This window comes from Streptomyces sp. NPDC047028 (genome assembly GCF_040644095.1).
Lineage (GTDB): Bacteria > Actinomycetota > Actinomycetes > Streptomycetales > Streptomycetaceae > Streptomyces.
The window spans coordinates 19,872-28,626 of record NZ_JBEYVS010000066.1 but is presented as its reverse complement, the minus strand read 5'-3'; the positions used below and the strand labels follow the sequence as shown (position 1 = coordinate 28,626).

6 protein-coding genes are annotated in these 8,755 nt (G+C 68.0%); all 6 read left to right on the top strand.

Annotated features, from left to right (window positions below; genetic code table 11):
• Positions 1–245: 245 nt before the first annotated feature.
• Positions 246–1,913 carry a recombinase family protein gene (locus ABZ854_RS34510; protein ID WP_361219217.1) on the top strand — a complete coding sequence of 556 codons (1,668 nt, stop codon included), beginning with the start codon at positions 246–248 and terminating at the stop codon, positions 1,911–1,913.
• 728 nt (positions 1,914–2,641) lie between these two features.
• On the top strand, positions 2,642–3,016 hold the full coding sequence (locus ABZ854_RS34505) for an HNH endonuclease signature motif containing protein (RefSeq protein WP_361219215.1): 375 nt from the start codon (positions 2,642–2,644) through the stop codon (positions 3,014–3,016).
• Between the two features lie 382 nt (positions 3,017–3,398).
• Entirely contained in the window at positions 3,399–5,414 is a 2,016-nt protein-coding gene (locus ABZ854_RS34500) for a phage terminase small subunit P27 family (RefSeq protein ID WP_361219212.1), read from the top strand.
• A gap of 63 nt (positions 5,415–5,477) precedes the next feature.
• On the top strand, positions 5,478–6,827 hold the full coding sequence (locus ABZ854_RS34495) for a phage portal protein (RefSeq protein ID WP_361219209.1): 1,350 nt from the start codon (positions 5,478–5,480) through the stop codon (positions 6,825–6,827).
• Positions 6,790–7,527, top strand: coding sequence for an HK97 family phage prohead protease (locus ABZ854_RS34490; RefSeq protein ID WP_361219206.1), 738 nt, complete (start codon positions 6,790–6,792; stop codon positions 7,525–7,527). The genes ABZ854_RS34495 and ABZ854_RS34490 overlap by 38 nt, the downstream gene beginning before the upstream one ends.
• The gene (locus ABZ854_RS34485) at positions 7,509–8,699 is read left to right on the top strand and encodes a phage major capsid protein (protein WP_361219204.1); all 1,191 of its coding nucleotides are present in this window, start codon (positions 7,509–7,511) and stop codon (positions 8,697–8,699) included. Before ABZ854_RS34490 ends, ABZ854_RS34485 begins: the two co-directional genes overlap by 19 nt.
• The last annotated feature ends 56 nt before the right edge of the window (positions 8,700–8,755 follow it).

Genomic DNA, 8,755 nt, shown 5'->3' with positions numbered 1-8,755 from the left:
GCCTGATTTACCCAGCTCCGGACGCTGAGATCAGCGTTTCCGCAGCTCAGACAACCTTTCGATTGCTGCTTCTATCACACCCTTCCGCTTGCAGAGGTGCAAGGTAAACGCACCTACAGGCAACCCACTCCCTAGGCCCTCAGTAGAGGGGGCCACGCGCCCCGGAGAGCGCCCCTTAGCCCCTCCGGGGCCACGGGGCCCGCTGAGGGCCAGGGAGCCCCCCAGCGGAAGGGGGAGGGCCCGCCATGAGCACACTGACCGCAGAACGACCCACCACCTTCGCCGGCTCGAACTCCCGCGCCCGGGTTGCCGTGCCGTATCAGATCCTTGACCCCAACGGGGACATGGACATCTACGCGCGCAAGAGCGTTTCCCGGAAGGGCCGCGAAGATCGTGAGCTGAGCGTCAACCAACAGATCAACGACGGAATCCGCTGGGGTGAGTGGAACGGCTATCGGCCCCGGTTCGTGTGGGTGGACAACGGGATCAGCGGGAGCAAGGACGTTCACCGTCCTGGGTATGACGCTGGGCTCCGCGCTCTCGAAAGCGGCGCTACCCGCTGCCTCTGGTCGTACAAGCTGGACCGCTTCAGCCGTAAGGGCGCGCTTGCCGTTCTGACGATCATGGATCGTCTCGAAGGCAAGCGGATCTTCTTCGGGTCGGACAATCTCGACACGAGCGAGCCGAAAGACCGCCGAATGATCATGTGGCGGGCTGAGGACGCTAAGGAGTTCTCTGACCAACTGTCGGACCGTGTGGCCGACGCGTGGCGCTACTCGAAGGACGAAGGGATCTGGCTCGCCAAGCGGGTTCCCTACGGACTGAAGAAGGACCCGAAGACGCGGCGGCTCGTCCCGGACCCGTCCCCGGCGATTCCCGGAGAGCCGGACGGACCGACGAAGGCCGACGTGATCCGGCGCATCGTGCGGGAAGTGGGCGGGGGTGCCACCGTGCCCGTGGTCATCACGCGTCTTCAGGCAGATGGGATCTTCCCTCAGCCTGGGCGCATCTGGAGCCCCAACCGGCTCTACAAGATCCTTCGGCACCCCGCGTATATCGGTTTCCAGCCCGCCAGTGACTGGGACGACCGTGAAGACCCCATCTACCGCAATGACAAGGGGCAGCGCGTCACGGTGGGCAAGGGCGTTGTCACCGAAGCCCAGCAACTCAAGGCCCGCAAGGTGGTGGCTGAGCGAACGGCCCTGTTCGGGAAGAAGGGCACGAAGAGGGGCGTCCGCTCCGTGGGGCGCCACGAGCTTTCCGGCGTCATGCACTGCTCTGGGTGCGGGCGCACGTTGATCAAGCGGGGTAGGTCTTTCGGCTGCCCGCACAAGAACGCCGGGGGCAAGCCGTGCGATAACCCGACGAGCATCACGGCCACGCACGCTGAGAGCTTCGTCTTTCAGGCGTTCGTCAACCGGCTCACGGCGAGCGCGCCGGACTCCCCACTTCTTCACGCCGTGGCGGCCCGCTGGCTGGACACGCACCGGCCGGACAGTGTGGCGGAGCGCCGGGAGGCGGAGGAGCGCCTTGAGAACGCTAAGGCGGCCCTTGAGGACTTGGTTACGGCCAAGTACAAGCGCAAGGAGTTCGAAGGCCCCGCCGCCCAGTTCTACCCCGGGTTGCTCAAGGAAGCAGAGGACGCCGTCCGTGCCGCTGAGAACGTGCTGAGCCAGATCCCGGAGCCTACGGCGGACATCGGCTATCTCCTGGACGCGGACACGATCCGGGAGGCGTGGGAACAGGCCACAACCGAGGAGCGGCGCGAACTCCTGTTCCTGGCGCTGGACGGGGTGTGCGTCCGTCCGAAGTTCGGCGCTGGGCGTACCCCGGTCACCCCGGAGCGCTTCCACTACGCGTGGACCGGGATCAACCGCGTTATCACCCCGGCGGACGTGGAGCTTGTTGCCTGAGCGGGGCATGGGGCTGGGCCTTCGGGTCCGGCCCCTTTTGCCGGCGGCTGTATTGACATGTACCTGACCTGTGCCGCGCTTCGGCGGTGGGGCGGGGCGCAGATTGCCCCGATAAGTCCACTACAGAGAGTCAGGCAATTGGACACCTAGTGATCGCCAGTGACGAAGTGCTGAAGTGACGAAGAGATCCAATCCAGACTACGAAGCCCAAATATCTCTTCTGTGGGAGCAACCCCGGCCCGCCCGGCACTCCGTCACTTCGTCACCGGGGCCCGCCACGAGGCCCCGCCCGACCGGCCAACTACGGCCCCTGATCAGGCAATCCACTCACTAGATACAGGGTGAGGGCGGGATACCGCGCACCCTTCCGGCTACGTGCCATATGGCGGACTGAGACCCCCCTCACCTTGTGCCCGTGAGGCTCCCCGGTGTGGTTCTCCACCTGGGTTCTGAGCCCCGGGCTATGACCCGCCTGACCCAATTGGTAGAGGTGCGCCGTACCGGCCCCAGAGATGGGAGATCCGGAGCAACCGGCAGAGTTCCCGGTTCGATCCCGGGGGCGGGTCCTGACCCATGCCGCTCATGGGGGCGCCTGAGCCGCCCACCAGTAACCCACCCTTCAGGGTGGCTGACCGGGGTTGTAAGACCGCTCAGGCGGAGCGGCATGGGTCCACATCGTTCAACCTACTCACGTGAGTAGGTAGGGGGGCCTCCCGGTAGGGGGGGCCATGCGCGTACCGGGGGGTGCCATGCGCACGCGTTGTCTGGACTGTCGGGCGTACGCCACCCATGCGGGCCGGTGTGCTGAGCACCACCGCGCCTACGAGTCGGGCCGTACCGTTCAGTCCCACCGCAAGCGCCGTGAGGCCATCGCGCGGGGCAACGCTGCGGCGGCTCGTCTGCGACGTGCGCTGAAGCGTGCGGGCCGTGGCTCGTGCGTGCGCTGCGGTCTGTCCTTCCTGGCTTCGGCCATGGACGTGGACCACATCGTCCCCCTGTCGCGTGGTGGTGAGGACGTGGACGGCAACGTTCAGCTCCTGTGCCGCACGTGCCACAAGGCGAAGACCCGCGTGGACATGGGCTACACGTCTCCGCCCTTCTGAGGGAGGGGGAGAGCGGCGCGGAAGTTCCCGCGCGTGCCCGCCGGCGATCCCGGCCCCAGCTCGGATTACGCGCCCTAGGTGCGGCTCCGTTTTTGGCGGCCCGCCCCGGTGCTGACCTGGGGGGACGCTCCGGGAGGGCTTCGAGAACGAGCCCGGTAAGCCCCCGGTAAGCCCCCTGAACATGCCTGTTCCGCCCGTGCACCCCGCGCCCCGCACCACCCGGAGCGGACTGAGGGAGTCGTGAGGCGGGACGCCGGAGGACGCGCCGCCTGGCGGTGGTCGTGCTCACGAGCTTGGCGCCGGTGGCGCTGCCCCTCCGGCATCCGTCCCTGAGCACCGCACCCGCTGAGGGAGTCCAACTCCCCGCTGAGGTAGGTGTCCGATGTCCCGCGCGAAGTCTCCGGCCCAGCGAACGGGCAACCCCAACGGCGCCGCCTCCCCGGAGGCTGCCCCGGTGGTCTACGAGGGCCGTGCCCCGCGCGTGCCAAGCCACCTGAAGGCGCCGGGCCGGGAAGTGTGGCGGGCGGTCTGGCAGGCGGGTGGCGGGGCGTACAGCCCGGAGACGGACCGCAACGTGATCCTGCGGTACGCGGAGCTTCACGACCGGCGGACGGACCTCCTGGCGCTCATCGACGCTGAGGGCCTGTCCGTCGTGGGGTCCACAGGGCAGCCGGCCATTCACCCGGCCATGCGGTACGTGGAGACCACGGAGCGCGAACTACGCGCCATCGAAACAGCCATTGGCTTCAGCCCGGAAGCGCGGATGCGCCTGGGCATCGTCGCGGCGGAGGCCCGCCGGGTGGCGGCAAGTCCCGCCGACTTCTGCCCCGGGGGGTGTCGTATGTGGGACGGGCTTGACCCTGTCATCGCGCGGCACATCCCCGCCGGGGCCGACTTCGCGTCGGAGGGCCACCGCGTCGCCAACTGGATTGAGAAGTTCTGTGTCCTGACGGGCTCGTTCGCCGGTCAGCCGTTCACGCTTCTCCCGTGGCAGCGCGAACTACTCGTTGACGCCTACCGCCTTGAGCGGGACGCCTTCGGCCGGTGGCGCCGCAAGCACAGGACCGCCGTGGTCTGCGTGGCCCGGAAGAACGGCAAGTCAACCCTTGCCGCCGGGATCATGCTGTACCACCTTGTGGCGGACCGGGCCGACACCCAGCGCCAGATCATCGCTGCGGCCAACGACCGGGCCCAGGCCCGCATGGTCTTCGACGCGGCCAAGTCCATGGTCCTGGCCTCCCCGAAGCTCTCATCAGTGTGTGAGGTCCAGCGGGACATCATTCGTTATCAGGACTCCACCTACCGCGTGGTGTCCGCCGACGCGGGCCGCCAACAGGGCCTGAACCCCAGCTCCGTCAGTCTCGATGAGTACGCCTTCGCCAAGTCGGCGGACCTGTTCGACGCGTTGACGCTGGGGTCCGCCGCGCGGCGGGAGCCGATGTTCTGGATCATCAGCACCGCCGGCCCGGACCCTGACGGCCCGTTCGCCCAGCTCTGCACCCAGGGCGAGCGCGTGAACTCCGGGGAGCTTGAGGACCCCACGCTCTTCTATCGGAGCTGGGGCCCGCGCATCGGGGACACCGTGGACCACACGGACCCGGAGGTCTGGGAGCGGTGCAACCCCTCCTTCAGCATCCTCAACCCGGCGGACTTCGAAGCCGCCTGTCAGCGCAGTACCGAAGCGTCCTTCCGGATCTACCGACTCAGTCAGTTCGTCCGGGGCGGTAGCTCGTGGCTGCCTCATGGCCTGTGGGACACCCTGGCCGTGGATGACGTACTCAGCCCCGGTGACGCCGTGGTCCTGGGCTTCGACGGATCTTGGAAGGGCGACTCAACAGCGTTGGTCGCCTGCCGCGTTCATGATCTGCGCGTGTTCGTCCTGGGGCACTGGGAGGCCCCGGCGGACGATGCCCACTGGCGCGTTCCCATGGCGGACGTGCGGGACGCTCTCCGCTCCGCGCTGGACACGTACAAGGTCCGCGTCCTTGTGGCCGACCCGTACCGCTGGGAGGAGAGCCTTGACCGCCTTGAGGCGGAGGGCCACCCGGTGGAGGCGTTCCCGACCAACAGCCTGAAGCGGATGATCCCCGCCACCCAGGCGGTCTACGACGCGGCCCGGGACGGACGCCTCAGCCACGACGGCAACCCGGCGCTTGCCCGCCACATCGGCAACGCGGTGCTGCGGGAGGACCGGCACGGGGCCCGCATCACGAAGGAGCACGCTTCGAGCCGCCGGAAGATCGACTTGGCCATAGCCATGATCTTGGCCGTTCACGGCGCGGTGCTGTGGCGGGAGGACAACCCCGGCTTCGTAGACGCTCCGATCCTCGCCACCTGGGAGACGGACGGTGAGGTCTTCGCCTTCGGCGGCTCAGCCGAATTCTTTGACGATCTGTGACGCCCGCCTCTGCGCGCGGGCTCTGTAACGGCCCGCCTCTGTGCGCGGGCACGGGGGTGAGTCGTGGGCTTCTGGTCTGCACTGTTCAAGCCCCGCGCTCCTGAGACGCGGGCCAACTGGGAACCGGACACGGACCTTTACCCCTTCCCGGGGGTGGTCTCGTCCGCCGGTCAGCGGGTCAACTCCTCAACGGCGCTTCAGGTGTCGGCGGTCTTCGCGTGCATCCGTCTCCTGTCGGAGACCATAGCCACGCTCCCCGTCGCCGCGTATTCGCGCCGTGGCGGTGCCCGCCGGGAGGTGACCTCCCCGACGTGGCTGGACTACCCCACGGCGGAGCCGGGCGGGCTGGGCCGTATCGACCTGATCTCTCAGATCGTCCTGTCCCTCCTCCTTGAGGGCAACGCCTACCTGGCCGTGCGGTGGTCGCCGGACAACACGGCCATCGTCGGGTTGGACGTGCTGGACCCGTCCCGCATCGTGACCCACGCGGTGGTGGTGGACGGCTCCCGGCGCAAGGTCTTCGAGGCGTTCGACATCGACGCGGACGGCAACGAAGTGGCGGTTGGCTACTTCACGTCGCGGGAGATCCTGCACATCCCCGGGATGATGCTCCCGGGTGAGTTCACCGGGGTCAGCCCGATCAACTACGCGCGGGAGTCCATCGGGCTCACGCTTGCGGCCCAGACCTTCGGCGCCAAGTTCTTCAGCAACGGCGCCGTGCCGGCTGCCATCGTGGAAGTCCCCGGCGCCATGTCGGAGGACGGTCTTGCCCGCGCCCGGGAGGCGTGGCGCCTGGCCAACTCCGGCCCGGACAACGCCCACAGGGTCGCGCTCCTGACGGAAGGCGCCAAGTTCTCAAAGGTCAGCCTGACCCCGGACGAAGCCCAGTTCCTTCAGACTCGCGCCTTTCAGATTCCGGAGATCGCCCGGATCTTCGGCGTGCCTCCGCACCTGATAGCGGACGCGTCCGGCTCCACGAGCTGGGGCAGCGGACTGGCCGAACAGAACCAGGCGTTCAGCATGTTCAGCCTTCGGCCGTGGCTTGAGCGCATCGAGGCCGGTTTCACGCGGCTCCTGTTCGCGGAGACCGCCGACCGCCACAAGTTCGTCAAGTTCTCGCTTGACGGAATCCAGCGGGGCGCCCCGAAGGAACGCATGGAGCTTTACAGCCTGGGGCTTCAGAACGGGATCTATTCCATAGACGAAGTCCGGGCCGCCGAAGACCTTGAGCCCCTGCCCGATGGGCTGGGCGCCGCGTACCGCGTGCCGCTGAACCTGGGCGACGTGTCCGACGAAGACGAACCCCCCGCGCCGGAACCGGAGCCGGAGCCGGAAGACCCGGCCCCGGACGAGACCAACGAGGGGGACGAAGACGATGACGAAGGAGACCCGGAGCCTGAGCGCTCCGGCTGAGGTCCGGGCCAACGGCGACACGACCACGATGCGCGGGTACGCGTACCGGTTCGGGGAGCTGTCCCACGACCTGGGCGGCTTCCGGGAGCGCATCGCGCCGGGGGCCGGGATGGCCTCCCTTGAGCGCAACGACGTGGTGGCCACCTTCAACCACAACATGGACCGGGTCCTTGGCCGGCGCTCCTCCGGCACGCTCCGCGTGGGTGAGGACGACCACGGCGGTTGGTACGAGATCGACCTACCGAACACGACCACGGGCCGGGACCTTGCCGAACTCCTCAAGCGCGGGGATGTGAAGGGATCTTCCTTCACCTTCCGCGTGGGCAGGGGTGGGCAGCGCCGGGCCGGGACGGACCCGGAGACCGGTCTCCCGATCCGGGAGATCACCGAAATGGATGTTGCCGAACTGGGGCCAGTCCTCACCCCGGCGTATCCGACCACTGACGCGGCACTTCGGTCCATCGGGGCAGTGCTGGGCGTCGAACTCCGCGCCGCGAAGCCGGACGACGAAGACCCGGAGGAGTCCGAAGAGGACGACCCGGAGGAGTCGCCGGAGGGCGCGGACGAACCGGCTGGGGGGCCGGTGGAGAAGGACCCGGACGAGTCCGAAGAGGACGAGCCGGATGAGCACAAGGACGCGCGTGCACTGTTCCGCGCGCTCATCACCACGGGGGGAACCACATGGACGCTACGACCCTGAGCGCGAACTTTGAGGCGCGCGAGCGGGCCACCGCCGAACTCCGCACCCTGACGGAGGAGTTCGCGGGCAAGGAGATGGACGCGGAGTCCCGGGGCAAGGAGACGAAGCTCCTGGACTCCATCGCGGACTATGACGGCCGGATCAAGCGGGGCATCGAAGTCCTGAAGTCCGGCGAGTCGGTCAGCGCCCTCATGCAGGGCCTGAACGGTACCGGCTCGAAGAAGGAGACCCAGGACAAGTTGGCGGAGGCTGCTGCCCAGCTCCGCGCCCTGGGCGTGAACCAGACGGTGGCGTTCGCGCCGGAGTCCCGCGCGGCCATCGACACGAAGACCAACCCGGGCAACACCGTCATCGCGCGGACCCTGTACGGGCGTCTCCTGGCGGAGGCCGTTGAGCGCTCCACCGTCATGCGGGGCGGCGCCACCATCCTGACCACGTCCAGCGGTGAGCCCATGGACTTCACCGTTGTCGTGGGCCGGGCACAGGCGAGCATCGTCAACGAGAACGCGAACATCCCGGAGTCGAACCCGACCACGGTTCAGCGCTCCGTTGGCGCGTTCAAGTACGGCTACGCGTCCACCGTGTCCAGTGAGTTCGTCGCGGATCAGGCGCTTGACCTTGTCGGCTTCCTGGTGGGCGACGCGGGCCCGGCCATCGGTGCGGGCATGGGTGACCACTTCCTGACCGGCTCCGGCACGAACCAGCCGCGCGGCATCATCACCGCCGGTTCGCCGGCCACCGCCACCTTCACCGCCACGGCGAAGGACGCGACGGTCAGTGACGCGCTCATTGACCTGTACTACGAGCTGCCCAGCTCCTACCGCGCCAACGCGGCCTTCGTCGTGTCCGACAAGGTGGCGGCCCAGATGCGGAAGCTGAAGAGCACTGACGGTCAGTACCTGTGGCAGTCCTCCGTACAGGTGGGCGCCCCGGACACCTTCAACGGTCGCCCGGTCCTCACGGACGTGAGTGTCCCGGACGCCAAGGTCACCTTCGGGGACCTGTCGAAGTACACCGTCCGCCTGGCGGGCCCGCTCCGCGTCGAGCGGTCCGTTGACCTGAAGTTCCTTTCGGACCAGATCGTTTACCGGTTCCTTCAGCGTGCGGACGGCCTCCTTGTGGATGAGCGCGCGGTCAAGGTGCTCACGGTCGGCGGTGGCTCCGGCGCGTAAGGCGCCGCACGAACGAGGGGGTCAACCTACTCACGTGAGTAGGTTGACCCCTGCCC